The organism is Natronohydrobacter thiooxidans (assembly GCF_001884735.1).
Taxonomy (GTDB): Bacteria; Pseudomonadota; Alphaproteobacteria; order Rhodobacterales; family Rhodobacteraceae; genus Roseinatronobacter; species Roseinatronobacter thiooxidans_A.
Genome location: NZ_MJAP01000002.1, coordinates 101,704 through 126,865, shown reverse-complemented (window position 1 = coordinate 126,865; position 25,162 = coordinate 101,704). Strand labels below are relative to the sequence as shown.

Genomic DNA, 25,162 nt, shown 5'->3' with positions numbered 1-25,162 from the left:
CCGGTGCGAAATGAAATGCTTCAGGTGCAGTCGGCTACGGTTCAAAATGCTGCCCCCCGACAGGGCTTCGGTATCTGTCGCGGGCGCGAAGGGTCAGTCTAAAGGGCGTGAAATCCGCTCGCATGCCCAGGACATTGCCAATGACCACCGCTGTCGACCATCTCAGCCTTTCCGGCCATCTGCATCGTTTTTTCATTGCCGGGGAATGGACCGAGCCGCATGGCGTTGCCACGACGGAGGTGGTGAACCCCGCAAATGAAATGGCCCTGTGCCGGCTCCCGCTGGGTGACGCAGAGGATGTCGACGCGGCGGTCGCCGCCGCCCGCCACGCCTTTGTCACCTGGAGCCGCACCCTGCCCGCGCATCGCGCGGCGCATCTCGCCCGGCTGGAGGCGGCGATGGCGAGCCATGCCGAGCGCCTTGCCCAGTGTCTGACGCAGGAGATGGGGGTCGCGATATCCTACGCGCGCAGCGCCCAAGTGCCGATGGCCATGACGCATCTGCGCACCGCGCGCGAGGTGTTGGCGGATTTCGACTTTGTAGCACAGCGCGGCCAGACCGCGATTGCCCATGAACCCATCGGTGTGGCCGCCCTGATCACGCCCTGGAACTGGCCGCTCTACCAGATCACCGCCAAGGTGGCCCCCGCGCTGGCGGCGGGCTGCTGCGTGGTGCTCAAGCCCAGCGAGCTTGCGCCACTCAGCGCGCTACTTTTTGCCGAACTGATCGAGGAAGCCGGGTTCCCGCCGGGGGTCTTCAATCTGGTGCAGGGCGACGGGCCGGGCGTAGGGTCCGCGCTGGCGGCGCATCCGGGCGTGGACATGATCTCGATCACCGGTTCGACCCGCGCCGGGGTCGCCGTGGCGAAAACCGCTGCAGATACGGTCAAACGCGTGGCACAGGAACTGGGGGGCAAATCGCCCAATGTGATCCTGCCCGGTGCCGATCTGGACCGAGCGGTTTCGCTGGGCGTCGCAGCCGGAATGCGCAATCTCGGCCAGTCCTGCTCTGCCCCAACCCGCATGATCGTACCGCGCGACCGGCTGGCAGAAATCGAGGCCATTGCTGCTCGGGCCGTCGCCGAGATCGTCATAGGCGATCCGCTTGACCCCGCAGTGACCCATGGCGCTATCGCCAACCGCGCGCAATTCGACCGGGTGCAGCAGATGATCGGCGTCGGACTGGCCGAGGGCGCACAGCTGATCGCTGGCGGTCCGGGGCGGCCCGAGGGCCTGAATGGCGGTTTCTTCGTGCGCCCGACCATTTTCTCCGATGTGGGCACCAAAATGGCGATTGCGCAGGAAGAAATCTTTGGCCCCGTCCTGTGCATCCTGCCCTATGACAGCATTGACGAGGCCATCGCGATTGCCAACGACACCCCCTACGGTCTCGGCGCACATGTGCAGGGGAGTGACCTTGCACAGATGCGCGCGGTCGCCGCGGAGATTCGCGCCGGGCAGGTGCATCTGAACTATCCCGCCTGGGACCCGCATGCGCCATTCGGCGGCTATAAGCAATCGGGCAACGGGCGCGAGTTCGGGCGCGAGGGGATGCTTGAATATCTCGAAGTGAAGTCGATCCTGGGCTTTTTTCCCCAGGACTGACTGCCCGGCGCGCCGCAGCAGAATCCACCGCCGCACTGCATGTCAACGTCATCATGCGCTGCCCGACCTGCCAATTCGGCATGCAACACCACGCCCACGGAGTCACACTGATCTCAAGAAACGCCCGTCGCTAAAGCCACGACTGCAAAAGGAGTCCTCATGTCCAATCTGATCGCCCTTGACCTCGCCCCCGGCTTCGCCCCGAAAGAAGCGCTGCCTGCGCCCGAACGCCTGATCTCGGGCAGCCCGTCGTTCAAGACCTGGGCGCAGGACGATTCGAAAGACGGCAAGGTGCTGACCGGGATCTGGGAGGCCACGCCGGGGGAAACCCACTCAATCAAGGGTACGACCTACGAATTCTGCCATATCCTCTCGGGTCTGGTCGAGATCGAAGAAACCGGCGGCGCGACACAGACCTTCCGCGCCGGCGACAGTTTCGTGATGAAACCCGGCTTCATCGGCGTCTGGCGCACGATTGAAACCGTGCGGAAGATCTATGTCTGCGTTTACGACTGATCGGACGATACCGCTCTTGGCTCAGAGTCTCTCTGTGCCCACCGCACGAAAGAACGTGCAGAAGGAAATGCCTGACGCAAGGGAAACAACAGTTGATCCTGCTGCCGAAAACAGAGGAATCGATAGTTTTTCTGGGCTGATGGGCGCAAGCTTGAAGAATGAATGGCGCGGTTTCACGGGCCGCGCCTCAACCCGGACCACAACCTGCCCGGACCGCCACGCCCCCTCGGGGACACGCGGCCAAAGCCGGGAAATGATCAAGAATGGAGGGGAGCCGATGCGCGCAGAAATTCAGGATACATCCGCGCCGGATGTCGCGCTTTCGGTCCGCGGCCTGACGGTCAGCCTGCCGAAGGGGATGGAACGCGCATATGCGGTTCAGAATGTGTCCTTCGACCTGCACCGGGGGCAAATCCTCTGTGTGATCGGCGAAAGCGGATCGGGCAAGTCGGTAACCGCAAACACTGTCATGGGGCTTCTGCCCAAGGCAATCGCTGTCAGCGCCGGGACGATCACGCTCGAAGGACGCGAGATCGTCGGCATGGGCGCTGAGGAATTGCGCAGCCTGCGCGGTCGGGTGGTCTCGATGATCTTCCAGGATCCCCTGTCTGCGCTGAACCCCTTGATGACAATCGGCGCGCAGATCGACGAGGCCATGACCGCCCATGGTGTCGGCACGCCCCTGTCCCGCCGCGAACGTGCGCTGGAACTTCTGACCGAGGTCGGTCTGCCCGATCCCGAGCTGATGTATCACCAATATCCGTTCCGCCTGTCGGGCGGGCAGCGCCAGCGGGTCATGATCGCCATGGCCTTAGCACTGGAACCCACGATCCTGATTGCTGATGAGCCCACGACCGCGCTCGATGTGACCACCCAGGCGCAGATCCTGAAACTGATCCGCGACATCCAGCGCCGCAAGGGCATGAGCGTGATGTTCATCACCCATGATTTCGGCGTCGTGGCCGAGATCGCTGATTCTGTGGTTGTGATGGAAAAGGGTCATGTGGTCGAGGCAGGCCCTGCCTCGAAGGTGCTGAAGACCCCCGACCACCCCTATACCAAGCGTCTGATCGCGGCGGTGCCGCATCTGCGCAGCGAAAACCGCGTGCCGGTCGCCACCGCCGGTTCCGAGCCGGTCCTGAAGGTGCGTGATCTGGTCAAGACCTATCGCAGCGGGAGCAAGCTGTTCCGCACCGAGCGGGTGGTCCCTGCCGTGCGCGAGGCCTCTTTCGAGGTGAAACCGGGATGCACCCTTGGCGTGGTCGGCGAAAGCGGGTCGGGCAAATCGTCGCTTGGCCGTCTGCTGATCAAACTGATGGACACCGACAGCGGCGAAATCCTGTTCGAAGGCCGCGACATCGCTGCTTTGGCCGAGGCCGATTTCCGCAGCCTGCGCCCGAAGATCCAGATGATCTTTCAGGATCCCTTTGCCTCGCTCAACCCGCGCATGACCATCGGGACCATCCTGACCGTGGGGCCAATGGCGCATGGCATGCCGGCAGCCAAGGCCCGCGAGGAGGCGAAAGCGCTCCTGAAACTGGTCGGGCTTGATACGGGCGCGTATGACCGTTACCCGCACGAGTTTTCCGGCGGCCAGCGTCAGCGGATCGGGATCGCCCGCGCACTGATGTTCAAGCCCAAACTGCTCGTCGCAGACGAAGCGGTTTCCGCACTCGATGTTTCTATCCAGGCGCAGATTCTTGAGCTTCTGGATCGCATTCAGCGGGAAACCGGCGTGGCGATGATCTTCATCACCCATGACCTGCGCGTCGCAAGCCAGATCTGCGACGAAATTGCCGTGATGCAGAAAGGGCGGATCGTCGAGATCGGCCCGCCATCGCAGATCTTCTTCGCCCCGGAAGCCGAATACACCCGCGAGCTGGTCGCCGCGATTCCGGGCGAAGATTTCGAAGCCAAGACCATTGCCCCAGCCGCTGGCTGAGGCCGTACACGATTACCAAAGTCCTTCACAGGGGAGACAACAATGACCAAAACACACAATCCATCAACCGGATATTCCCGCCGCGACACGTTGCGGATGCTGGCCGCTGGCGGCGCAGCCGGGCTGCTCGCTCCCAACCTTCTGGGCAAGCCCGCCTTCGGCCAGCCCACCACTCCCAACGGACGCATCGTCGTCGGCGTGACACAGGAACCCACGGTGTTCAACCCGCTGATGCCGCATATCGAGGTCGATGACAGCGTGGCCTTCTCGGTCTTTGACGCTCTGTTCCGCATCGACCCGCAGGGCATGATCGTTCCGAACCTCGCCACCGAAGTGCCCAGCCTCGCAAATGGCGGCATTTCCGAGGATGGTCTGAACTGGCGCGTCCACCTGCGCGATGATGTCCTCTGGCATGATGGCACGCCCTTTACTGCCGAAGATGTCAAGTTCACGCTGGAACTGATCGTCAACCCTGATTTCCGCGCATGGCGGACCACGGGGCATGCGCTGGTGCGCGATATCGAGGTGGTTTCGCCCACCGAAATCACATGGCGGATGGAACAGCCCTTTGCACCCTATCTGTCCTTCTTGACCGAAACCTTCATCGTGCCGCAGCATATTCTGGGTGCCGAGGCCAACCCCAATGAAGCCGCTTTCAACCAAGCCCCGGTGGGCACCGGCGCGTTCAAATGGGGTCAGCGTCAGGCCGGTGACAATGTCGAACTGGTGGCCAATCCCGGCTACCATGGCGAAGGGCCATATATCGAGCGGCTGATCTTCAAGTACATTCCTGACATGACGGTGATGTACACCCAGTTCCGCAGCGGCGACATCGACATCGCGGGCCGCGCCTTCATCACGCCTGACAACTACGCCGAAGCCAGCAACCTGCCCGGCCGCACCGTCGAACTGGTTCCCGCAGGATCGGTCGAATCAATCTATCTGAACATGGAGAAGCCCCAGTTCCGCGAAAAAGCGGTGCGCGAGGCGCTCTATTATGCCATCGACCGCCAGGCCATCGTCGACATCCTGTATTACGGCGTGCCGCGCATGACCGAGACCTTCATGCCGCCGCAATCCTGGTACTACAAGGACGACCTGCCGGAACAGAGCTATGACCCCGACCGCGCCCGCGCGATTCTGGACGAAGCTGGGTGGCTGCCCGGGCCCGACGGTATCCGCGCCAAGGACGGCATGCGCCTGTCTTTCGCGAACTCAACGACCACGGGCTTCCATCTGCGCGAACAGGCGCAGCAGTTCATCCAGCAGACCCTGGCCGAAATCGGCGTCGAAATGACGATCGAGAACCACCCGGCCGCAGTGATGTGGGCCGAATTCTGGCAACAATCGCAGTTTGAATCGGTCATGGTCGGCATCACTTATCTGATCGCCGCCGACCCCGATGTGACCAGCCGCTTCCACACCGGGGCCATCGTGGCCCAGGGCGGGCGCGGATCGAACAATGCGCAATATTCCAACGCCGAGGTTGATGCGCTGCTGGAAGAAGGCACCCGTACCTTCGACCCCGAAGCCCGCAAGGCGATCTATCACCGGGTGCAGGAAATCATCCGCGACGATCTGCCTTTCCTGCCGCTGTTTACCAACAACACGGTCTATGGCCGCAAAGCGGGTATCGACGGCTTCCAGCCGAACACCAATACCCGCAGCGAAGCCTGGCACGCCGCAGGCTGGTACTGGAGCTGATGTAATCTGACTGCCGCCCGCCCGGCGAAGGCGCGGGCGGCAGCACCTGACATACGCGTCCGTCTTGAAAGGAGGAGAGCATGATTGCATTTCTGATGGGCCGCCTGGCCCAAAGTCTGATCCTGCTGGTCGTCGTGTCGATCATCGGCTTTATCGTGCTTAACCTCATCCCCGGCGGGCCGATGTCGCAATATGCGCTCGACCCCGGCATGACACAGGACGACATGGCCCGGATCGCCGAGCAGCTTGGTCTCAACCGCCCGCTCTGGGTGCAATATCTCGACTGGGCCACTCGGATGGTTCAGGGCGACTGGGGCACCTCGTTTCGCGATGGCAGCCCGGTGACCGCAGTCATCGCACGACATGTGCCCGCCACGCTGATCCTGATGGGCTCGTCAACTGTCATCGCGGTCGGTATCGGCACCTGGATCGGCGTGCGCGGCGCGACGCACCGGTATTCGAGCTTCGACTATGCAGCAACCATCGGGGCAATGATCGCGCTGTCCATCCCGACCTTCTGGTTCGGTCTCATCGGCATCTATGTCTTTTCGCTGCAGCTGGGTTGGCTTCCCGCAGGGAACATGTACACGATCGGCGATGGCTCATTGCTCAATTACCTGCACCATCTGATCATGCCCTCGATCGTGCTGGCCCTTGTGCATATCGCGATCTGGAGTCGCTTCATGCGCACCGCTACGCTGGACGCGATCAGCCAGGAATTTGTCAAGACCGCCCGCGCCAAGGGTGTGAGCGAGCGCCGTGTCATCATGAAGCATGTCGTGGGCAACGCACTCTTGCCGATGATCACGCTGGCCGGGGTTCAGCTTCCATCGCTTCTGACTGGCGCGCTGGTCACAGAAACCGTCTTTACCTGGCCCGGCATGGGGCGGCTGTTTCTGGATAGCCTGGGCTATAGCGACTATCCGGTGGTGATGGGCCTGCTGATGTTCTCGGCAGTGCTGACCATCGCGGCCAATCTTGTTGCCGATATCGTCGTCGCGCTGGTCGATCCGCGCATCCGTCTCGCCTGATCTGCGCCGAAGGAGAAACTCATGAGCACCGCTTCCACTCTCCCCGCTCCCGCCCCCCGCTGGTGGAAAAGCCGCGTGGTGCGGCGCTTCCTCGGCCATCGGCTTGCACTTCTGGGGCTGGTAATGATCAGCCTGCTGACACTGGCATGCGCTTTCGGCCCATATTTCCTGCCCTATGACAGTCTGCAGATCGACCTGCGCGGCCGTTTTCTGCCACCTTTCAGCGGCGATCATTACCTTGGCACCGATCCGCTTGGCCGCGACATCGCCGCCCGGCTGCTGATGGCGGGACGAATTTCGCTGCTGGTCGGTTTCTTCGCCATGCTGCTGGCCACCATTCTGGGCACATTGGTCGGTGTCATCGCGGGCTATGGCGGGCGCACCGTCAATGCCGTGCTGATGCGGCTCGTCGATGGTTTCCTGTCCTTCCCCACCATTTTCCTGCTGCTGGCACTGGCGGTTGCGCTGAAACCCAGCCCGATCATGATCACAGTCATCATTGCGCTTACCGGCTGGATGGAGGTCGCGCGCATCGTCGAGGCCGAGGTCCGCTCGCTGAAAGAGCGCGAATTCGTCCTTGCGGGCCGGATGCTGGGACTGTCGCGCGCGCATATCATGTTTCGCGAGATCCTGCCCAACTGCATGGGGCCGATCATCGTTGCCGCCACGCTGACGGTGGCCCGCGCGATCCTTCTGGAAGCTTATATCAGCTTTCTGGGCTTCGGCATCCAGCCGCCCCTGCCAAGCTGGGGCAACATGCTGAACGGCGCGCAGCAGTATCTGGGCTCGGCGCCCTGGCTGGCCATCATTCCCGGCCTCGCCATCACCATCGCCGTGACCAGCTTCAACTTCATCGGCGACGGCCTGCGCGACGCGCTCGACGTACGCAGCGACAGCTTCTGAGGACGATATGCTCGACGCCCCCCGCCCCGCCCGGATCGCAACCCCCTGGTGGTGGGAGGCCGCACCACCCGCGCCCTTGCCAGAGCTTCCCTTACCCGGACGGGTGGATGTGGCGGTCCTGGGCGCGGGCTATGCCGGACTTTCGGCGGCGCTGGTGCTGGCGCGGGCGGGTCGCCGGGTAGCGGTCTTCGACGCCATGAATCCGGGTGAAGGTGCCTCTTCCCGCAATGGCGGCATCACCAGCGGCAATATCCGCCCCGGCTTTGCCACCATATCACGGCGCTTTGGCGAGCCCACCGCGCTCGCCATCGAGGCCGAAGGCAAGACTGCACGCGAGTTCCTGCGCGACCTGATCACAAGCGAAGGGCTGGACTGCGACTACCGGCTGACAGGAATATTCAAGGGCGCGCTCGGCTTCGATCAATACGACAGCATGGCCCGAAGCACCGAGGTTCTCGCCAAGCGGCTGGGGGTCGAGGCATATGCCGTTCCCTACCACGAGCAGCAAGGCTATATCGGAACAGACTACTATCGCGGCGGCACAGTGCGCATGGATGTCGGCGGGCTGCATCCGGCAAAGTTTCATGCTGAACTGTTGCGCATCACCCTGGCTGCCGGGGCCGAGATTCACGCGCGCAGACCGGTGACAGGAATCACCCGCGACGGTACCGGGTTTCGCGTCGCAACCTCTGCCGGGGTCGTGGCGGCAGGCCAGGTTCTGGTCTGCACCAATGGCTATACTGACGCTGCGGTGCCTTTCCTGCGCCGCCGCCTGATCCCCGTACGCAGCCGCATGATCGCAACCGAGGAATTGCCGCCCGAAGTGATGGCCCGACTGATGCCGCGGGGCATGATGATGGGCGAAAACCGCCAGATGGGTTTCTACTACCGCCCCTCGCCCGATGGCCGCCGCATCCTTCTGGGCGGGCGCGATGGCTCGCGCAAGGGAGATCCGGCAGAGCCGACCCAGCGCCTGCGCGACGGGCTGGCCGAGATATTCCCTGAACTGGCGAGAGTGCACCTGACGCATAGCTGGTTCGGCCATGTCGCCATGAACCGAGATATGCTGCCTCGATTGTTTGAACGTGACGGCGTGCTTTACGCCACCGGCTTTTGTGGCTCGGGCGTGGTCTGGGCGCCTTGGCTGGGCAGCCGTGCGGCGCATCGTCTGCTGGGGAACGCATCCGAGGGCGCAACCGCTTTTGCCGACCGCCCGCCTGCGGCAGTGCCCTTCTATCGCGGGAAACCGTGGTTTCTGCCGGTGCTGCTGGCGGGGTTCACATTGCAAGACCGCATCGCCTGGTGGCGGGCGCGGCGCTGAGAGAACGAGATATGACAACCCGTCTTCTCACCAAGGAACAGGTACGCGGCCTGATCCGCATGCCCGATGTGATTGCCGCCGTGGAAGACGCCTTTCGCGCCTTCTCGGATGGCGCGGTGGAACAGCCGCCCTATATGGGCTTGCACCTGTCGCAACCCGGTGCCGAGATCGACTTCAAGGCCTGCTATCATGCCGGGGCGGAGCGGGTCTCGCTTAAGGCATCTTCGGGCGGGTTTCGGGACAATCCGTCCCGCGTCGGCCTGCCCAACGGAATGGGCACGGTGCTCTTGTTCGATGGTTTGAGCGGCGCGCTTCTTTGCGCGATGGACGGCAGCTTGCTGACCGGCTTTCGCACCGGGGCTGCGGGCGCGGTGTCGGTCCGTGCGCTGGCCCGCGAGGATGCGCGCGTGGTGGCGATGATTGGTACTGGCAATCAGGCGCGCATGCAGATCCGCGCCATCCGCGAGGTGATGCAGATCGACCGCATCCACGCATGGGGGCGTTCTTCCGCCGGGCTGGCCGGGTTCAAGGTCGATATCGAGACCGAATTCGGCCTGCCGGTCATTCCTGCAGACAGCGCCCAGGACGCCGTAGCCGAGGCCGATATCGTCGTTACCACCACCCGCGCCAGCGGTGTTGTGCTGCGCGCCGGATGGCTGCGGCCGGGCACCCATGTCGTGGCCATCGGCGCTGACCAGAAAGGCAAGCAGGAACTCGATCCCGAGATCTTCCGCCATGCCCGCATCATCGTGGACAGTCGCGCGCAATGCGTCGAGAAGGGCGAAGCGCAGCACGCTCTGCGCGCAGGCATCGTCGCGGATGTTCATGCCGAAATCGGCGAGGTGCTTCTGGGCCGCACCGCAGGCCGCCAAAGCCGCGATGAGATCACCATCTTCGATTCCACCGGCATGGCCATTCAGGACACCACCACCGCCGCCCTGATCCTGCAGCGCGCGCAAGATCGGGGGATCGGCGCTCATTTTGACTTCCTCGGCCAAGAGAGCTGAAACATGACAGACCATCCGACCCTTCAGGACATTCTTGACGCGCGTGAACGCATCAGGCCCTATATCCGCCACACCCCGCTTCTGCGCGCAGAGAAGATCGAAGCGCTTGCAGGCTGTCAGCTGTATCTGAAGCCCGAAACCCTGCAAGTGACCGGCGCCTTCAAGATCCGCGGCGCGCTGAACGCCACGCTGCAACTGCCCCCCGAACGTGCGGCCCGGGGCCTGATCGCGTCCTCGTCGGGCAACCACGCGCAGGGCCTGTCCTGGGCCGCGCGGCTGCTGGGCACGACGGTTACGCTGGTGCTGCCGGTCGGAACGCCGCCCCTGAAGATCGCCAATACCCGCGCACTGGGGGCCGAGGTGATCCTCTATGACGGCGACACCGCCGCGCGTTGGAAACAGGTCTACCGCATTGCCGAGGAGCGGGGACTCGAGACGATCCACGGCTTTGAGGATCCGCGCGTCATGGCCGGACAGGGCACCATCGGGTGCGAAATCCTGCAAGACCTGCCCGATGTGGATACCGTCATTGTGCCTCTGGGCGGTGGCGGGCTGATTTCCGGCGTGGCCACCGCGATCAAGGGGCTGAACCCCGCCGTGCGGGTCATTGCTGCCGAACCCGCGCTGACACCGAAATACCACCAAAGCCGGATCGCCGGGCGGCGGGTGTCTTTGCCGCTGCTGGATACCATCGCTGACGGGCTGCGTATCAGCGTACCGGGGCAAAACCCATGGCCAATCATCGAACGCCATGTCGACGAGATCGTGCTGGTCGAGGATGAACATATCATCGCGGGCATGCAAAGCCTTGCGCGGGACGCCAAACTGATCGCCGAACCGGCGGCAAGCATCGGCATCGGCGCGCTTTTGGCCGGGGCGGTCAAGCTGCGGCCCGATGAGAAAGTCTGCGTGCTGCTCACCGGGGGCAATTGGGATCTTGTCGATCTGGCGCAGGTTTACAGCCGCACGGCTGCGAGCGCATCATGAACGCCCTCGCCGCGCAACCATGGTTTCGCTCGGCGGCCAATAATCTGGCCCGGCGCGCGGATGCAAACGAGACCGACCGGACCGCTGCCCTGCTGGAGCGCCATTATGGCCTGACCGGCACCATCGTGCCCCTGTCCTCCGAGGTCGAACGCACCGCCGAAATCCGCCTGCCTGATGGCCGCGCGCTGATCTTCAAGACCGCCACAAGGCCCGAAGCGGTCGAGAGCTTCCGTTTTCAGAGCAACGTCCTTGCCAGTTTGCGGGGCACGCCGGGCGTCAGCGTGCCGGAGGTCCAGCCCACGCTTCAAGGCAAGCTGATGTTTGTGGCCGATTGTGTCTGCGGTTATCTCCAGACCCGGCTGGAGGGCGACGCCCTGCACCAACAGCCCCAGACGCCGCGATTGATCTTCAAGACCGGTGCGGCGCTGGCCCGGCTTGATCAGGCTCTGGGGCGCACAGAGGTGCCTGCCGCGCGTCGTCCGGTCTTGTGGAATATTTCCTGCTGGCCGCATCTGTCGGATTTCGCGCCCCATCTGCCCCCCGGCCCCCTGTCCGATCATGTGCGCAGGGCGATGTCGGACTACGCTGATCGTATCGCGCCACGGCTGTCCGATCTGGATTGGCAGGTCACCCATAACGACCCCAGCCCGCACAACATGCTCCTGACCCCCGCCGGGCCGGGCTTCATTGACTTTGGCGATGGGGGCTGGAACCCGCGCCTGCAGGATCTGGCCATTGCCGCCGGACATATGGTCACTGACTCCACGCAGCCTTTGGGGGGTGCCGCCCCTTTGATCGCGGGCTATGCCTCGGTCCTGCCGCTATCCGCGCTGGAAACAAAGCTTCTCGTTGGGCTGATGCGGGCAAGGCAGGCGGCGCTGATCCTGATCAATCGGTGGCGCTCGCATCTCTTTCCCGAGGAAGCCGCCTATATCAACAAGAACCTTGCCCGTGCCGAGCGCGGCCTTGCCATCCTCGCCTCTCTGGACGACGCTTCTGGCGAAGCTGCGGTCAAAGCGGCCGCCATGCTGCCCCGCCCTCCCTCGCAACTCAACTGACAGGCCAAAGCCCATGACCACCGATCTCATGCCCAACCGCTTCCGGCCCGGCGAAACCGTACTTCCGCCGCGCGAGGCCGATCTGATCGCGCGCCGCGACGCTGTTCTGGGCGCGTCCTACCGTTTGCAATACCGCAAGCCGGTGCATTTTGTGCGCGGCGAGGGAATGTGGCTCTACGACCCCGACGGGCGGGCCTATCTGGACTTCTACAACAATGTCCCCTCGCTGGGCCATTGCAACCCCGAGGTCAACGCCGCCATGGCCGATCAGGCCGGGCGGATCAGCGCCAATACACGCTATCTCGAACCGCGTCTGGTCGAGTACGCCGAACGGCTGACCGCGACCTTTCCGGCAGAGATCGACCGCGTGGTCTTTACTTGCACCGGCAGCGAGTCGAACGATCTTGCGCTCAGGATCGCGCGACTGACCAGCGGCGGCGAGGGGGTGATCGTCTCCTCCTATGCCTATCACGGAACCAGCGCGGCAGTGGCAGCGGTCTCGCCGAATCTCGGCGATGCGGTCCAGCTCAGCCCCTTCGTGCGCATGGTCTCATTGCCCGGCCCCGAGGGAATTTCCGACGCGCAGGCTGCCGAGTATTTCGAGGCGCAGATCCGCGCCGCGATCCATGACCTCAAGCGCCGCGGTATCGGGGTTGCGGCGCTCCTGTTCGACAGCATCTTTTCCAGCGATGGCGTCTGGATCGATCCGCCGGGTTTCATTGCCGCCGGGGTCGAGGCCGTGCGCGCCGCAGGTGGCCTGATCATCGCCGACGAGGTGCAGCCGGGCTTTGGCCGCACCGGCACGCATATGTGGGGCTTTGAACGCCACGGGATCGTTCCCGATCTGGTGACCCTGGGCAAACCGATGGGCAACGGATTTCCCATCGGCGCCGTAGTCGGGCGCAAAGCGCCGATGGAGCGCTTTGGAGTCACCGCACGTTATTCCAACACCTTCGCGGGCAACACCGTCGGCATCGCCTGTGCGGACGCGGTACTGACCATCATCGAGCGTGACGGAATCCGAGCGAATGTGCAGGCCATGGGCAACCGGCTGCGCAGCGGGCTGGAGACCATGATGCCGCGCCATCATGCCCTGCGCGGCATCCGCAACTCCGGGCTGTTCTTCGGCATCGACATCGGGGGGCAGGATGACCCGCGCGAATCCCGTCGCAAACTGGCGCTCGATGTGGTCAATGCCCTGCGCGACGATGGGGTTCTGATCAGCACGACCGGCGCCAATGAAGACACACTGAAGGTCCGCCCGCCTCTGATCTGCGAAGCCGAACATGTGGATTTGTTCCTGTCCAAGCTCGATGACGCGCTTACTGGCCTTTCAGGGTAGCGCTGAACCTGGACGTAACGAGTCACGCAGCTTCTTCGGGCCGCATTGCTGCGAAATCCGAGGAAAAATGAGAGCCGCTTGCGAGCGCGGTAAAGGCGGAGCCGCCAAAAGGCGGCGTCCAGCCGAAATGCCGTTCCATCAGCACCGCCAGCGCTGAAACGGAAAAAAGCAACGCGAGCGGGCGAATGATCCGGGACAGGATGGATCTGCGCATCGCCGTCGGATGGCCCCAAAACCCCGGTCTGTCCCTGAAGATCGCGGCGCATCCTGTCCTGACACGCATTCTACCCACTCGCAGAGCTTTTCGTCACCCGCGTGCAAATCCGATCGCGGCCAGTGCCCCCGCGCTATCGCTCAGGGCCGCCTCGAAAGCGGCAAGGGCCTTGGGGTTGCGCGGTTCATCGCTGACGGCAAAGTCGTAGTGCTCGTCCGCGACGGGCAGAAAGCCCAGTCCCATCGCCTCGGCGACTGGCCTGATTGCCATGCCCCAGTCGGCCCGGCCCTGCGCAATGGCCGCCGCGACCCCATTGTGCGAGGCGGGTTGGTTCCAATAGCCGGGCGGGCGGGTGCCCTGCAACAGGCGGTCCAGCAAGACGCGGGTGCCCGACCCCTGATTACGGCCCACCATGATCGCGTCGGGATCGGCCAGCACCGCCGCTAGTGCGGCGTCCAGAGCGCATCCATCGAAGCGCGGATCACCGGGGCGGAACAACAGCCCCTGCATCCTGCGCCAACCGGGGATCAGGCGCATCCCCTCTGACAGGAACGGGCGGTTGTAGGCGCCGCTTTCGGCGTGCAGCAGGTGGATGGGCGCGATGTCGCACTCACGCCTGCGCAACGCCGCAAGGCCACCCTGCGAGCCGGTGGCAAGGATGCGCGCGGTCAAGCCCTGATCGGCCAGTCGCGCTACGACCGCATCCAGCCCGACACAATGACTGCCGATAATGGTCAACCCCGGGGGCGCGACGGCGGATCCGAACAGCGTGACCTCGGCCTCGGTGCCGGGCGCCAGGCTTTCGGCCAGAGGGGGCACGGTCAGAAACCCGTCCGCCTGTGCAAAGGCCGTCACGGCGCCCGAGCCCTTGGTCACAGGATGCGCGACCAGCCCCTCCGGTCCTTCGGTCAGGGCAACCATGGCAAATTCGGTGCGACCCAGTTCTGAGGTCAGGCGCGCGGGCAGCGTTGCCTGAACATGCGCCGCCCCGCGCGGTGGCAAGCCTGCCATCATGCGCAGGGCGGGGGCGACCAGTTCGTGAAAGGTGAACATGGCCGAGGTGGGAAATCCCGGCAGCACTACGACCGGCTTGCCGTCACAGACCGCCAGACACAGCGGCTTGCCCGGCTTCAGCGCCACGCCATGCGCGACAATACCGGGTGCGCCCAAGCCCGCGATCACCTTGACGGTCAGGTCTCCCGCCCCTTTGGAGGTGCCGCCCGACAGGATCAGCGCGTCATGCGCCGTAAAGGCGGCACGCACCGCAGCCTCCAGCGCGGCAAGGTCGTCAGGCACGGCGCCCAGATGCGCGGCCTCGCAGCCGTTTTCGCGCAGGGCGGCGGCAATGACGGGACCATTGGAATCATAGACCCCGGCGGGGCGCAGGGGCTGGCCGGGCTGCACCAACTCGTCACCAGTGGACAGCACCGCCACACGCGGACGGCGCCAGACAGCAGCGCGGTCCAGCCCGACAACGGCCAGCATCGCAACTTCGCGCGCACCGATCAGAGTGCCCTTGCGCAGCAGAGTCTGGCCGCGCGCGATATCGGAGCCTGCGAAGGACACATGCGTGCCCGGAGCCAAAGCGCGGGCGATTGCAATGGCGTCGCCCTCTGGCTCGGTATGTTCGATCATGACCACGGCATCGGCCCCGCGCGGGATGGGTCCGCCAGTCGCGATGGGGGTGGCGGTTCCCGGTGCCACGGAAAGATGCGGTGCAGTGCCGCAATGGATAGTTTCCGCATTCAGGCGCAGAGTGACGGGCCATGTTGCCGAGGCTTCGAACAGATCGGCCGCGCGCACGGCAAATCCGTCCACTGTTGCGCGGTCGAAAGGGGGCGCATCGACCGGGGCGGCAATATCGGCGGCCAGCACCCGTCCGGGCAGGTCCATCAGCGCCACGTCCTCGGACCCCAGCGGCGCAGGGCGCAGGGCCGCGAGAAAGGCGGCCTCGGCCTGGTCACGGGAAGATATCTTGAGGAACTGGTCCTGTACCGAAGGCAGGGCAGGTGTTTCAGGCATGGAGTCACCCAAAAGGCAGATCAAACGGGGTGGCGGAGAGGGACGCGCCGGCGGGCATGCCTTCACTGTCGGGAGGCAGGATCGCAAATGCGCAGGCAGTGGCAAGATCCGACAGGGCGAGAATGCCCGCAGGCCCGGGTAACCACTGGCCATCCTGCTCGCTCAGGAGCACCAGCTCGGACAGGCCCACTGTTGAGGTGAGCTTGCGTGCCAAGGGCCGGGTTCTGGTCTGGGGCGCAGCACCGGTCAGGCGCGCCATCACCGGCAGCGCAAGCCCCAGGCAAGCCGCCACCATGCCGTCGAAACGGGCCGGGACGGTCAGCAGGAGCCCGGCCCCTGTAGGCGCAAGCCATGCCGTTTCCGCCGGGGCAAGGGCAAGGCGGGGCGTATGGTCGGTCGTGGCGCGCAAGGTCAGATCAGCAGGACCATCGACCACACAGGCCCCAAGGCCCGCGAACCAGCCGCGCGCGAAAGCTGTCTGCGCCGGGTCATCAAAGGCGATCGCCACACGCGGCTGGCGCGTTGCAATCCGGGTGATCCCGGCCTTGCCAGCGATCAGGATGTGCCGGGATGTGAGCTTCGTGCCCGCAGGGGCGATCACGTCACCTGTGCGTCCGTCATGGCCCGTGCGCCGCACCCCATCGCCGGGGCTGACGGGCCGGATCGCCTCGCACAAGCCGGATGCGGTGTCGGTCCCGTCCTCGGGCAGAATGGCGTCCGTGCCTTGGGGCAGCGCCCCGCCCGGCACAACCCGGACCGGATCCGCCAGCGGCACCGGCGCGCCAGCGCTTGCACCCACCAGATCGAGCGCGGCAACGGCAAAGCCCGCACGCAACGCCTCGGTTGCGGATGGCAGGTTATGCGGCAGGCAAATATCCTCGGCCAGCACCAGCCCGGCGGCCGACGCGGTCTCCACCCATGTTGCGGGGACCGGTGTCAAATCATCGAGGGCGGGGGAAAGGCAGATCCCGAGAGGCGTGAGGCTGGTCATTTTGTGCAGGTAATCCTGTGCCGCAAGAAAGCCAAGGCCGAGATGAATGATCCCGCCCCGACGTTGGTCCTGATTTCGGCGCGCACGAGATCCTCTCCGCGCCTGTCGTCCTGCGGCATCCGTCACACCACTCTCGCCCCTGAACCTGACGCGGCGGCATCGGGATGGTGGCGTTGCGCGATCTCCTGACCGCATTGGCGCAGATCGTCCATGAGTTCTTGTTGAATGCGCGTCGGCTGCCAGTTGGCGCGCTGCAGGATACCGATGGGACGACGCGTGTTGGCGGGCCGCAGCGGCAATGCGATCAACTGGCCGGAACGCAGATCAGCATCCACCTGCAGCCGTGAGGCGAAGCCCAGATGGTCCGACGCCATCAGGATTTCGCGCATCAGGACAATCGAACCTGTCTCGATCAATGCCGAAGGTGTGGGCAGAGGGGCAAACATGGCATCGAAGGCGCGGCGCGAGGGCGTGCCCTCCGCCGCAACCACCCACCCGCTTGCTTGCAACGGCACCAGATCTGTTGCGGCATTGGCGGGGTGTCCAGGGCGCGCCACAATAAGCATGATATCCTCAAACAGGGGCTCCTGACGCAGGTCCGGCACGAACTCGTCCGGGCGCAAGGCGCCAAGAAGCATGTCGATTTCGCCACGGCGCAGCCCCAGCGCCAGATCGCGGAACGGGCCATCAACCACACGAATGCGCAGATCTGGCCTGCGGGCCTTCATACGAAGGATGGCAGGCGCCATCAGGCAGGATCGCGACAGGGGCATTGCCCCGACAACGATGCAGCCGATATCGCGCCCTGAAAGTTCGGCCAACTCGGATTGAGCCTGCGCGAGTTCGGTCATGGCAAGTTGCGCGGCTGTGGCCAGTGCGCGGGTCAGGCGATGCGCCTTCACCCCATGCGGGGTGCGGTCGAAAATGGGGTGCCCGACCTCTGCCTCGATCTGGGTGACGGCGCGGTGGATGCTGGGCTGGGCCAGCCCAAGCCTGCGCGCGGCCTCGGAGAAGCTCTCGGCCTCGGTGACGGCGATGACAGCGCGCAACTGGGCCGTCGTGGCGGTCAATGGCAAACGGGGCGACAAGTCACACAAGCGCGGATCGAGCAGCCCAAGTGCGCGGGTGATCCTGTTGCCCAGCATCCTGCCCGCCGGAGTCGGCGCCAGCCCTTGCGGACCACGGTCATAGAGCGTGATCCCCAAGCCGCGCTCCACCTGAGACAATGCCTGACTCACGGCAGGTTGCGACAGGTTGATCCGTTTTGCGGCCCGCGACACCGATGCCTCTGCTTGCAGCGCGGCGAGGATTCGGATCCGCCGCAGATTGGTCAGCATCGGGGAAAGCCGGGATGGTCAGTCATGCGTTCGTTCCTCGTCAGCCCGCTTCGGGCCGCACCTCTTTATAGCAGAAATTTATGGCTGATGTCGATCATCTGACTTGGTGGAACAGACCAGTGATGCCACATGCTATGCAGCATAGAGGGAGGCGCAGTTGTCGCAGGATCAAGCTATCACACGCAGCGCTCTGGTCATTTCCGCCCATGCTGCGGATTTCGTCTGGCGCTGCGGCGGCGCGATTGCCTTGCACGCGCAGGCTGGCGTCAAGGTAACCGTTGTCTGCCTGTCCTATGGCGAGCGCGGCGAAAGCGCAAAGCTGTGGAAGCAACCCGGCATGACACTGGAGCGGGTCAAGGCCGCGCGGCGGGCCGAGGCGCGCGCGGCCGCGCAGGCGCTTGGAGTGCATGAACTGATTGAATTCGACATGGGTGACTACCCGCTGGAATTCAGTCGCGAGCACAAGGTCCGGCTGGTGCAGGTGATGCGCGACGCCCAGCCCGATTTCATGCTCAGCCACAGCCTGTATGACCCCTATAACAGCGACCATATGCTGACGACGCAGGTGGTGCTGGAATGTCGGTCCATCGCACAGGCCTGGGGGCATGAGCCGGGGCAGAAGGTTCTGGGGGCGCCGCAGCTTTACCTGTTCGAGCCGCATCAGACCGAGCAGATGGGCTGGAAGCCGGATGTGTTTCTGGACATAACCCCGGTCTGGGACCGCAAGCGCGCTGCGATCGAGTGCATGGCGGGGCAGGAGCATCTGTGGGATTTCTACACCCGCGTCGCGCAGAACCGCGCCAATCATTTCACCCGGAACTCCGGCGGTCAGGGCGGGGGGCAGGCCTGTGCCTATGCCGAAGCTTTTCAGTCGGTTTTTCCGCGCACTGTCGGCGCTTTGTGAGGGATGCACATGTCAGATGCTTGCCATGACATCGCCCATCTGGGCCATGTTGAAATCTATACCGACCGGTTCGAGGAAAGCCTTGATTTCTACACGCGGATCTATGGGCTGAAACTCTCTGCGCAGGATGCGACCAGCGCTTATCTGCGTGCCTGGGACGATTACGAATTTCACACGCTCAAACTGACGCGCCACAATACCACGGGCGTCGGCCATATTGCCTATCGCGCCAGCAGCGAAGCTGCGCTGGAGCGTCGTGTGGCGGCGATCAGCGCAAGCGGGTACAAGGTGCATGGCTGGACGGATGGCGATCCGGGTCATGGCCGCGCTTTTCGCTTCGAGGATCCGTTCGGCCATCTGTTCGAGATCTATTATCAGACCCGCCGCGCCGAGCCGGGACCGCAGGACCGGCCCGTGCTCAAGAATACCGCCAGCGCCTTTTCCGGCGCGGCGCCGCGCAGGATTGATCACCTGAACCTGCTGGCCTCGGATGTGCGCGCGTTCCGTCGCTTCATGGAAACCTGTCTGGGCAGCCGGGTGACGGAATATATCCAGCTTGACAACGGACGGCTGGGGGGCTGCTGGTTCACGGTCAATAACAAGACCTATGATCTGGCCTGCACCGAGGAACATGGCGGCGGCCATGCCCGCTTGCACCATGTCACCTATGCCACGGATCAGCGCGAGGATATCCTGCGCGCGGCCGATATCTTCCTGCAGAACGGGGTCCATATCGAGACCGGGCCGCATAAACACGCCATTCAGGGGACGTTCTTTCTCTATGTGTGGGAGCCAGCGGGCAACCGGATGGAACTGGCCAATGCCGGCGCGCGGCTGATCCTTGCGCCGGATTGGGAACCCGTCTGCTGGACCGAGGCCGACCGGCGCAAGGGTCAGGCCTGGGGGCTGAAGACCATCGAGACATTTCACACCCATGGCACACCGCCTGCCGCGCGGGAGCAGTGACATGAATGTTGTCATCCGCGACTTTCCCCGCGCGCAGGCCGATGTGATAGAGGGTCTCGCGCAGGCCGGGGTGGCGACTGTTCACGAGGCGCAGGGGCGCATCGGATGTCTTGCCAGTTCGCTGCGCCCAATCTGGTCGGGCGCACAGGTGGCGGGATCGGCCGTCACAATTTCCGCCCCGCCCGGCGACAACTGGATGCTGCATGTCGCCATTGAACAGGTGCAGCCGGGTGATATTCTGGTACTCGCCCCCACCAGCCCCTGCGATGCCGGGTATTTCGGCGACCTTCTGGCGACCTCTGCCATGGCCCGGGGGTGCCGGGGGCTGGTGATTGATGCGGGGGTGCGTGATATCCGCGACCTGACCGCGATGGGGTTTCCGGTCTGGTCACGGGCGGTCAGCGCACAGGGCACGGTCAAGGAAACACTCGGGTCAGTCAATGTGCCGATTATCTGCGGCGGGCAGGCGATCCATGCAGGCGATGTGATTGTCGCCGATGATGACGGGGTCGTGGTTGTCCGGCAGGCCGAGGCCGCGACCGTCCTTGAGGCCGCCAAGCTGCGCCTCGACGTCGAAGAGGCCAAGCGCGCGCGGCTGGCGGCGGGCGAGCTGGGGCTTGATATCTATGACATGCGTCCGCGACTGGCGGCCAAAGGGCTGCGCTATGTCTGACGGCATTCCCTGTCTGTGGATGCGGGGGGGAACGTCAAAGGCGGCGGTCTTTCTTGCGCGCGACCTGCCGGTGGAGCGCAAGGCGCGGGACGCGCTGTTGTTGCGGGTCATGGGCAGCCCTGATGCGCGCCAGATTGACGGGATCGGGGGCGGCACGCCGCTGACATCAAAAGTGGCGATCCTGTCGCCCGCCTCGCGGCCCGATGCGGATGTGGATTATCTGTTTCTGCAGATCCTGGCGGATCAGGCGATTGTTTCGGATGCACAGGGCTGCGGCAATATCCTTGCGGCGGTCGGCCCGGCGGCCATCGAGACGGGATTGATCTCTGCCTCTGGCGAAGTGACCCCGGTGCGCATTCATATGCGGAATACAGGCGAGGTGGCGCTGGCCCATGTCCAGACGCCGATGGGGCGCGTCAGCTATGTGGGCGCGGCGCGGATCGATGGCGTGCCAGGGAGCCATGCGCCGGTCGGGCTTATGCTGCGCAATCTGGCCGGGTCGATGTGCCGCGCGCTTTTGCCCACGGGGCATGAGGTGGATCAGATTGGCGGTATCGCCTGCACGCTGATCGACAATGGCATGCCGGTTGTGGTCATGGCCGCCACGGCTTTCGGGCTGACGGGGCAGGAAAGCCCCGAGGCGCTGAATGCCGACCCGGCCTTGCGGGCGTGTCTGGAGGCGATCCGCCTGCAAGCCGGGACGATGATGGGGTTGGGCGATGTCAGCGCCAAATCCGTGCCGAAAATGACGCTGGTCTCGGTGCCGCGGGCGGGTGGCGCGATTGCTACACGTTGTTTCATTCCGCATGAATGCCATAGCGGGATCGGGGTTTTTGCGGCGATCAGTGTCGCGACAGCCTGCACTATGCCTGAAAGCCCGGCATCGGCGCTGGCGCGGGTTCCGACGGATGGTCGCTGGTGGATCGAGCATCCGACAGGCCAGACCGAAGTCCTGCTTGATACAGATGCTCATGGCCAGATCATCGGTGCCGGAATGATGCGCACGGCGCGCAAGCTCTTTGCCGGGCATGTATTCGACCCGCTGCTATCCTGAACACGCTTGTGACGCCCGGAGCCTTGCAGGCGCGAGTGCTTTGATCTCGCGCGGCCCGATTGCTGGTCGCGCCAGCGCCTGATGATGCCCGCCGGGCGCGCGACCAAGCTGTCACGACCTGCCTAACAAGCCGGGCACAGGCCCGGCCCGACTGCAGCAGGAACGCCGGGACGAAAGCTTCGCTCAGCCCCGGGGCAGCTTCAGCCTGCGGCGCATCGACAGCGGTTCGTTATACCCCCTGTCGAGCCATAGGCCGACAATCCCGCGCGGTAGGTAGAGCGCGAACAGGATCGCCACCAGCCCGAGTCCCGCCAGATACCACGCCCCGAAATCGCCGAAGATTTCCTGCAGGGCGAAGAACAGAAGCGCGCCGAGGATCGGACCAATGAATGTGCCGATCCCGCCGACAAGGACCATGAACAGCATGAAGATCGACCACTGGATTCCAAAACCCGTGCGCGGCTGGAAGGTGATGCTTGACGCAAGCCAGAGCGTGCCCGCCAATGCGCAGCCAACCGACGCCAGAATATAGATGCGCTGCTTCACGCGAAAGGTGGAAATGCCCACGGATGCCGCGGCATCCTCGTCGTCGCGGATCGCCTGCGCCTCGGCGCCGGTGCGGCCCTTGAGCAGTGCCCATGTCCCCCAGACGGCGCCTGCCATGCTGACAAGGGCCAGCAGATAGATTGTCATGCGGCGCATTTCCGGCGCATAGGCGTTCAGCGCCACGACGGATGTGCCGGTTTCCCCCTGCACGATGGGATCGAAAGAGACAATCGCACGGATGACCTCGGCGATGACCCAGGTTGCGATGGCAAATTCGCCCGCCTTCATGCGCAGCACGAAAAGCGACAGCACAAAGGCCAGTGCTCCGGTCACAAGCGCCGCCACGAAAATGGCCGGAAACGGCGGCAGGCCCGCATCGACCATGCGCACCATTGCATAGCCACCCAGCCCGACAAAGGCCTGCTGCCCGACGGAAATCAGCCCGGCATAGCCCGCAAGCAGGTTCCACATGACGGCAAAGATGATCAGGATGAACAGCATGATCATCTTGTCCACGATCAATGCCGGGGCCAGAAAGGGAAGTGCGCCAAGGCCCAGCAGCAACAGACCGGCCGCGAGGACAATCAGTTTGTCGCCTTTCGGCATCGGCATGATCTTGTCAGCTATGGCGGCTCGGCTCATGATAGGCGTCCCTTGATCTGTGATCGGTTGAACAAAACGGCGGTCAAGGTGTTGCGCCAGCCGCCGCGCTCGGAGGCGGCGGCCTCGGTCATGCGCAGGGCAAGGATCGCCAGAAACAGGCAATGCCCTGCAAGGATCGAGAATTGCGGCGAGATCATGCCGCCCATCGCTTGCGCCAGTCCAAGCGCGATTCCCCCGATCAAGGTGCCGCGGAGCGAGCCGATGCCGCCGATCACGACAGCCTCGAAGGCGAAGATCAGCATCATCGGCCCGGAAAATGGCGTTACCTGCGCGCGCAGCGCCAGAAAGATGCCTGCAAGCCCGGCCAGCGCGACGGCAATCGCCGCCGCCCCCCGATGCACACGCCGCGCGTCGATCCCGCAGAGCGCCGCCGCCTCTGGATCCGAGGCCGTGGCGCGCACGGCGCGACCAAAACCGGTGCGTGTCAGGATCAAATGCAGGCCACCCAGCACCACAAGCGCGGTCAGAAACATGTAAACCGGCAGCTTTCCAAGGAAAATATCGCCGGGCAGGTGCCAGCTCGCCCATGAGAGTGACCCGATATGCGCGCCCAGCGATTTGGTGTCTGATCCGAATGCCGCGAACATGCCGTTTTGCAATGTTGCAGCCAGCCCGATTGTGGTCAGGATCGGGATAAGGAAGCCGCCGCGCAGGGCGCGCTCGAAGATCAGACGTTGCAGAAGCCAGCCAATGGCTCCCATTGCGGGCAGAGTCAGCGCGATCGCCATCGGCACATTCAGGCCCATGACCTGCACCAGCCACAGCGCCAGCATCGCCCCCAGCACGGCCATATCGCCATGCGCAAGATTGATGAAGCGCACGACCCCGAACATCAGCGACAGGCCTGCTGCCAGAACGGCATAGTAGCCGCCAAGCAATACGCCTTGCAGGATTGCTTCAAGCATCTGCGCCCTCCACCTTGTGAATGCCGAAATAGGCATCGGTAATCTGTCCGCGCGTCAGGTTCTGAGGGGTGCCGTCAAGTTCCATGACCCCCTCTGACAGGCAGATCAGCCGTTCTGCAAAACTCATCGCGCGGGTCAGATCCTGCTCGACGATGACCAGAGTCATATGACCGCGCAGGCGTTCGAGCGATTGATAGACACCTTCGACCGCCGCCGGGGACAGTCCAAGCGACACTTCGTCGAGCAGCAGCACACGCGGGTTGGCGATCAGTGATCGGCCAATGGCGACGGCCTGCCTTTGTCCGCCCGACAGCCCACCTGCCGGACGGTCAAGAAGCGGCGCGATCTGGGGCAAGGCGTCGATCACCGTGGCGAGCGTCCAGTCGCCGCCACAGCCGTTTTCCGCACCGATCTGCAGGTTCTCGCGCACCGTCAGATCCGCAAACAGTCGCCGCCCTTCGGGGCAAAGCGCAAGCCCGGCGCGCAGGCGCGCATGCGCAGGCAGCAAGGTGACATCCTGCCCGAACAGGCTCACGCTGCCTGCAGCAGTCGGATGCAAGCCAGCTAACATGCGCATGAGCGTGGTCTTGCCCGCCCCGTTCGCGCCTATGACCGCCAGAACGGTTCCGGTCGGCAGCGTCAGCGAAATGCCCTTGACCGCATGCAGCAGGCCGTAGCGGCCATGAATGTCGTGAAGCTCCAACGCAGTCATTCCGGCGAACTCCCAAGATAGGCGCGCTGAACCTCGGCATTGGCCATCACGTCGCGCGGCTCGCCTTCGGCAAGAATGCGGCCTTCGGACATGCAGATCAGGCGGGTGACGACACGCATGAGCGCATGGAGGATGTGTTCGATCCAGACGATTGTCAGACCCTCGCTGCGCAGGCTCTGGATCAGATCGACCAGCGCGATCAGTTCGGATTCGGTCAGGCCGCCGCCGATTTCATCCAGCAGGATCAGCTTTGGCCCGGTGGCGAGAGCGCGCGCGACCTCCAGACGTTTTCGGTCCAGCAGCCCAAGGGCAGCGGCGGGGCGGTTTGCCGCATCCGCGAGACCGGTCCGGCGCAACACATCTGCCGCACGCCCGGTCGCCGCCGCGGCATCCAGCCTCGCGCCGGATTGTGCCGCCACAAGCAGGTTCTCGAAAACTGTCATGCCCAGAAAGGGACGCGGCACCTGATGCGTGCGGGCAATGCCCAACTGGCAGCGATCAGAGGCGCGCGTGCCTGTCAGGTCGATGCCATTGAACGAGATTGCGCCCGATGTCACAGGAAACGACCCTGCCAGCGCGCCGAACAGCGTGGTCTTGCCCGCACCATTTGGCCCGACGATCCCGAGCGCCTCTCCGGGAAGGACGTCGATATCGACATCGTGCAGCACCTTGAGCGCGCCATAGGATTTGTTCACCCCGCGCGCGCGCAAGATCGGATCTGCTGTCACAACAGCCCTCATCATCGGGAAGCCTTTCTTGC

Annotated in this window: 23 protein-coding genes; 15 read left to right on the top strand and 8 right to left on the bottom strand. The window is 64.2% G+C overall.

Going from position 1 to position 25,162, the window contains the following annotated elements; all coding sequences use genetic code 11:
* The first annotated feature begins 140 nt into the window (after positions 1–140).
* From BG457_RS01770 to BG457_RS01720, 11 genes are all read left to right on the top strand, one after another.
* Entirely contained in the window at positions 141–1,604 is a 1,464-nt protein-coding gene (locus tag BG457_RS01770) for an aldehyde dehydrogenase family protein (protein ID WP_071795230.1), read from the top strand.
* Positions 1,605–1,763: 159 nt separating this feature from the next.
* Positions 1,764–2,120: a cupin domain-containing protein gene (locus tag BG457_RS01765; protein ID WP_071795229.1), complete on the top strand. Its 357-nt coding sequence runs from the start codon at positions 1,764–1,766 to the stop codon at positions 2,118–2,120.
* 277 nt (positions 2,121–2,397) lie between these two features.
* Positions 2,398–4,062, top strand: coding sequence for an ABC transporter ATP-binding protein (locus BG457_RS01760; protein ID WP_071795449.1), 1,665 nt, complete (start codon positions 2,398–2,400; stop codon positions 4,060–4,062).
* A gap of 42 nt (positions 4,063–4,104) precedes the next feature.
* Positions 4,105–5,766, top strand: a complete 1,662-nt coding sequence (locus BG457_RS01755) for a peptide ABC transporter substrate-binding protein (protein WP_071795228.1) — start codon at positions 4,105–4,107, stop codon at positions 5,764–5,766.
* Positions 5,767–5,846: 80 nt separating this feature from the next.
* Entirely contained in the window at positions 5,847–6,797 is a 951-nt protein-coding gene (locus tag BG457_RS01750) for an ABC transporter permease (RefSeq protein WP_071795227.1), read from the top strand.
* A gap of 21 nt (positions 6,798–6,818) precedes the next feature.
* Complete coding sequence (locus tag BG457_RS01745) at positions 6,819–7,700, top strand: ABC transporter permease (protein WP_071795226.1); 882 nt, start codon at positions 6,819–6,821, stop codon at positions 7,698–7,700.
* Between the two features lie 7 nt (positions 7,701–7,707).
* Positions 7,708–9,021: an NAD(P)/FAD-dependent oxidoreductase gene (locus BG457_RS01740; RefSeq protein ID WP_071795225.1), complete on the top strand. Its 1,314-nt coding sequence runs from the start codon at positions 7,708–7,710 to the stop codon at positions 9,019–9,021.
* Between the two features lie 11 nt (positions 9,022–9,032).
* On the top strand, positions 9,033–10,028 hold the full coding sequence (locus BG457_RS01735) for an ornithine cyclodeaminase family protein (protein WP_071795448.1): 996 nt from the start codon (positions 9,033–9,035) through the stop codon (positions 10,026–10,028).
* A 3-nt stretch (positions 10,029–10,031) separates the two neighbouring features.
* Positions 10,032–11,015, top strand: a complete 984-nt coding sequence (locus tag BG457_RS01730) for a threonine ammonia-lyase (RefSeq protein WP_071795224.1) — start codon at positions 10,032–10,034, stop codon at positions 11,013–11,015.
* Positions 11,012–12,073: a phosphotransferase gene (locus BG457_RS01725; protein ID WP_084657397.1), complete on the top strand. Its 1,062-nt coding sequence runs from the start codon at positions 11,012–11,014 to the stop codon at positions 12,071–12,073. The genes BG457_RS01730 and BG457_RS01725 overlap by 4 nt, the downstream gene beginning before the upstream one ends.
* A gap of 13 nt (positions 12,074–12,086) precedes the next feature.
* Positions 12,087–13,415 carry an aspartate aminotransferase family protein gene (locus BG457_RS01720; protein ID WP_071795223.1) on the top strand — a complete coding sequence of 443 codons (1,329 nt, stop codon included), beginning with the start codon at positions 12,087–12,089 and terminating at the stop codon, positions 13,413–13,415.
* 22 nt (positions 13,416–13,437) lie between these two features.
* Here the strand turns inward: BG457_RS01720 and BG457_RS01715 are convergent, their stop codons facing one another.
* The 4 genes from BG457_RS01715 to BG457_RS01700 form a co-directional block, all read right to left on the bottom strand.
* Complete coding sequence (locus BG457_RS01715) at positions 13,438–13,629, bottom strand: hypothetical protein (RefSeq protein WP_071795222.1); 192 nt, start codon at positions 13,627–13,629, stop codon at positions 13,438–13,440.
* Between the two features lie 93 nt (positions 13,630–13,722).
* Entirely contained in the window at positions 13,723–15,651 is a 1,929-nt protein-coding gene (locus BG457_RS01710) for a molybdopterin biosynthesis protein (protein ID WP_071795221.1), read from the bottom strand.
* A gap of 4 nt (positions 15,652–15,655) precedes the next feature.
* Complete coding sequence (locus tag BG457_RS01705) at positions 15,656–16,642, bottom strand: MoeA family protein (RefSeq protein WP_071795220.1); 987 nt, start codon at positions 16,640–16,642, stop codon at positions 15,656–15,658.
* Positions 16,643–16,764: 122 nt separating this feature from the next.
* Positions 16,765–17,979: a LysR family transcriptional regulator gene (locus tag BG457_RS01700; protein WP_071795219.1), complete on the bottom strand. Its 1,215-nt coding sequence runs from the start codon at positions 17,977–17,979 to the stop codon at positions 16,765–16,767.
* Positions 17,980–18,136: 157 nt separating this feature from the next.
* Here BG457_RS01700 and BG457_RS01695 point away from each other — a divergent pair, with 157 nt between their 5' ends.
* The 4 genes from BG457_RS01695 to BG457_RS01680 are packed head-to-tail and all read left to right on the top strand — an operon-like array spanning position 18,137 to position 21,576.
* Positions 18,137–18,883 carry a PIG-L deacetylase family protein gene (locus BG457_RS01695; protein ID WP_245770907.1) on the top strand — a complete coding sequence of 249 codons (747 nt, stop codon included), beginning with the start codon at positions 18,137–18,139 and terminating at the stop codon, positions 18,881–18,883.
* A gap of 9 nt (positions 18,884–18,892) precedes the next feature.
* Entirely contained in the window at positions 18,893–19,849 is a 957-nt protein-coding gene (locus tag BG457_RS01690) for a VOC family protein (protein ID WP_245770906.1), read from the top strand.
* Between the two features lies 1 nt (position 19,850).
* Positions 19,851–20,522: a 4-carboxy-4-hydroxy-2-oxoadipate aldolase/oxaloacetate decarboxylase gene (locus BG457_RS01685; protein WP_071795445.1), complete on the top strand. Its 672-nt coding sequence runs from the start codon at positions 19,851–19,853 to the stop codon at positions 20,520–20,522.
* Positions 20,515–21,576, top strand: a complete 1,062-nt coding sequence (locus BG457_RS01680) for a 4-oxalomesaconate tautomerase (protein WP_071795217.1) — start codon at positions 20,515–20,517, stop codon at positions 21,574–21,576. Before BG457_RS01685 ends, BG457_RS01680 begins: the two co-directional genes overlap by 8 nt.
* Positions 21,577–21,759: 183 nt before the next feature.
* Here the strand turns inward: BG457_RS01680 and BG457_RS01675 are convergent, their stop codons facing one another.
* Genes BG457_RS01675 through BG457_RS01660 form a run of 4 tightly spaced genes read right to left on the bottom strand, consistent with a single transcriptional unit; the run spans position 21,760 to position 25,145 of the window.
* Positions 21,760–22,764 (bottom strand): branched-chain amino acid ABC transporter permease, encoded by a 1,005-nt coding sequence (locus tag BG457_RS01675; protein WP_071795216.1) that lies wholly within the window; start codon positions 22,762–22,764, stop codon positions 21,760–21,762.
* Entirely contained in the window at positions 22,761–23,690 is a 930-nt protein-coding gene (locus tag BG457_RS01670) for a branched-chain amino acid ABC transporter permease (RefSeq protein WP_071795215.1), read from the bottom strand. The genes BG457_RS01675 and BG457_RS01670 overlap by 4 nt, the downstream gene beginning before the upstream one ends.
* A complete protein-coding gene (locus BG457_RS01665) occupies positions 23,683–24,402 on the bottom strand; it encodes an ABC transporter ATP-binding protein (RefSeq protein WP_071795214.1) in 720 nt (239 codons plus the stop codon). The genes BG457_RS01670 and BG457_RS01665 overlap by 8 nt, the downstream gene beginning before the upstream one ends.
* A complete protein-coding gene (locus tag BG457_RS01660) occupies positions 24,399–25,145 on the bottom strand; it encodes an ABC transporter ATP-binding protein (RefSeq protein WP_071795213.1) in 747 nt (248 codons plus the stop codon). The genes BG457_RS01665 and BG457_RS01660 overlap by 4 nt, the downstream gene beginning before the upstream one ends.
* Between the last annotated feature and the right edge of the window lie 17 nt (positions 25,146–25,162).

What these genes read in the sequence shown, in the direction of transcription:
- BG457_RS01700 (WP_071795219.1), bottom strand. Translation starts at nt 17,979, where the DNA reads ATGCTGACCAATCTGCGGCGGATCCGAATCCTCGCCGCGCTGCAAGCA.
- BG457_RS01740 (WP_071795225.1), top strand. Translation starts at nt 7,708, where the DNA reads ATGCTCGACGCCCCCCGCCCCGCCCGGATCGCAACCCCCTGGTGGTGG.
- BG457_RS01705 (WP_071795220.1), bottom strand. Translation starts at nt 16,642, where the DNA reads ATGACCAGCCTCACGCCTCTCGGGATCTGCCTTTCCCCCGCCCTCGAT.
- BG457_RS01675 (WP_071795216.1), bottom strand. Translation starts at nt 22,764, where the DNA reads ATGAGCCGAGCCGCCATAGCTGACAAGATCATGCCGATGCCGAAAGGC.
- BG457_RS01715 (WP_071795222.1), bottom strand. Translation starts at nt 13,629, where the DNA reads ATGCGCAGATCCATCCTGTCCCGGATCATTCGCCCGCTCGCGTTGCTT.
- BG457_RS01660 (WP_071795213.1), bottom strand. Translation starts at nt 25,145, where the DNA reads ATGATGAGGGCTGTTGTGACAGCAGATCCGATCTTGCGCGCGCGCGGG.
- BG457_RS01670 (WP_071795215.1), bottom strand. Translation starts at nt 23,690, where the DNA reads ATGCTTGAAGCAATCCTGCAAGGCGTATTGCTTGGCGGCTACTATGCC.
- BG457_RS01720 (WP_071795223.1), top strand. Translation starts at nt 12,087, where the DNA reads ATGACCACCGATCTCATGCCCAACCGCTTCCGGCCCGGCGAAACCGTA.
- BG457_RS01760 (WP_071795449.1), top strand. Translation starts at nt 2,398, where the DNA reads ATGCGCGCAGAAATTCAGGATACATCCGCGCCGGATGTCGCGCTTTCG.
- BG457_RS01685 (WP_071795445.1), top strand. Translation starts at nt 19,851, where the DNA reads ATGAATGTTGTCATCCGCGACTTTCCCCGCGCGCAGGCCGATGTGATA.
- BG457_RS01765 (WP_071795229.1), top strand. Translation starts at nt 1,764, where the DNA reads ATGTCCAATCTGATCGCCCTTGACCTCGCCCCCGGCTTCGCCCCGAAA.
- BG457_RS01710 (WP_071795221.1), bottom strand. Translation starts at nt 15,651, where the DNA reads ATGCCTGAAACACCTGCCCTGCCTTCGGTACAGGACCAGTTCCTCAAG.
- BG457_RS01735 (WP_071795448.1), top strand. Translation starts at nt 9,033, where the DNA reads ATGACAACCCGTCTTCTCACCAAGGAACAGGTACGCGGCCTGATCCGC.
- BG457_RS01680 (WP_071795217.1), top strand. Translation starts at nt 20,515, where the DNA reads ATGTCTGACGGCATTCCCTGTCTGTGGATGCGGGGGGGAACGTCAAAG.
- BG457_RS01730 (WP_071795224.1), top strand. Translation starts at nt 10,032, where the DNA reads ATGACAGACCATCCGACCCTTCAGGACATTCTTGACGCGCGTGAACGC.
- BG457_RS01725 (WP_084657397.1), top strand. Translation starts at nt 11,012, where the DNA reads ATGAACGCCCTCGCCGCGCAACCATGGTTTCGCTCGGCGGCCAATAAT.
- BG457_RS01690 (WP_245770906.1), top strand. Translation starts at nt 18,893, where the DNA reads ATGTCAGATGCTTGCCATGACATCGCCCATCTGGGCCATGTTGAAATC.
- BG457_RS01750 (WP_071795227.1), top strand. Translation starts at nt 5,847, where the DNA reads ATGATTGCATTTCTGATGGGCCGCCTGGCCCAAAGTCTGATCCTGCTG.
- BG457_RS01755 (WP_071795228.1), top strand. Translation starts at nt 4,105, where the DNA reads ATGACCAAAACACACAATCCATCAACCGGATATTCCCGCCGCGACACG.
- BG457_RS01770 (WP_071795230.1), top strand. Translation starts at nt 141, where the DNA reads ATGACCACCGCTGTCGACCATCTCAGCCTTTCCGGCCATCTGCATCGT.
- BG457_RS01745 (WP_071795226.1), top strand. Translation starts at nt 6,819, where the DNA reads ATGAGCACCGCTTCCACTCTCCCCGCTCCCGCCCCCCGCTGGTGGAAA.
- BG457_RS01665 (WP_071795214.1), bottom strand. Translation starts at nt 24,402, where the DNA reads ATGACTGCGTTGGAGCTTCACGACATTCATGGCCGCTACGGCCTGCTG.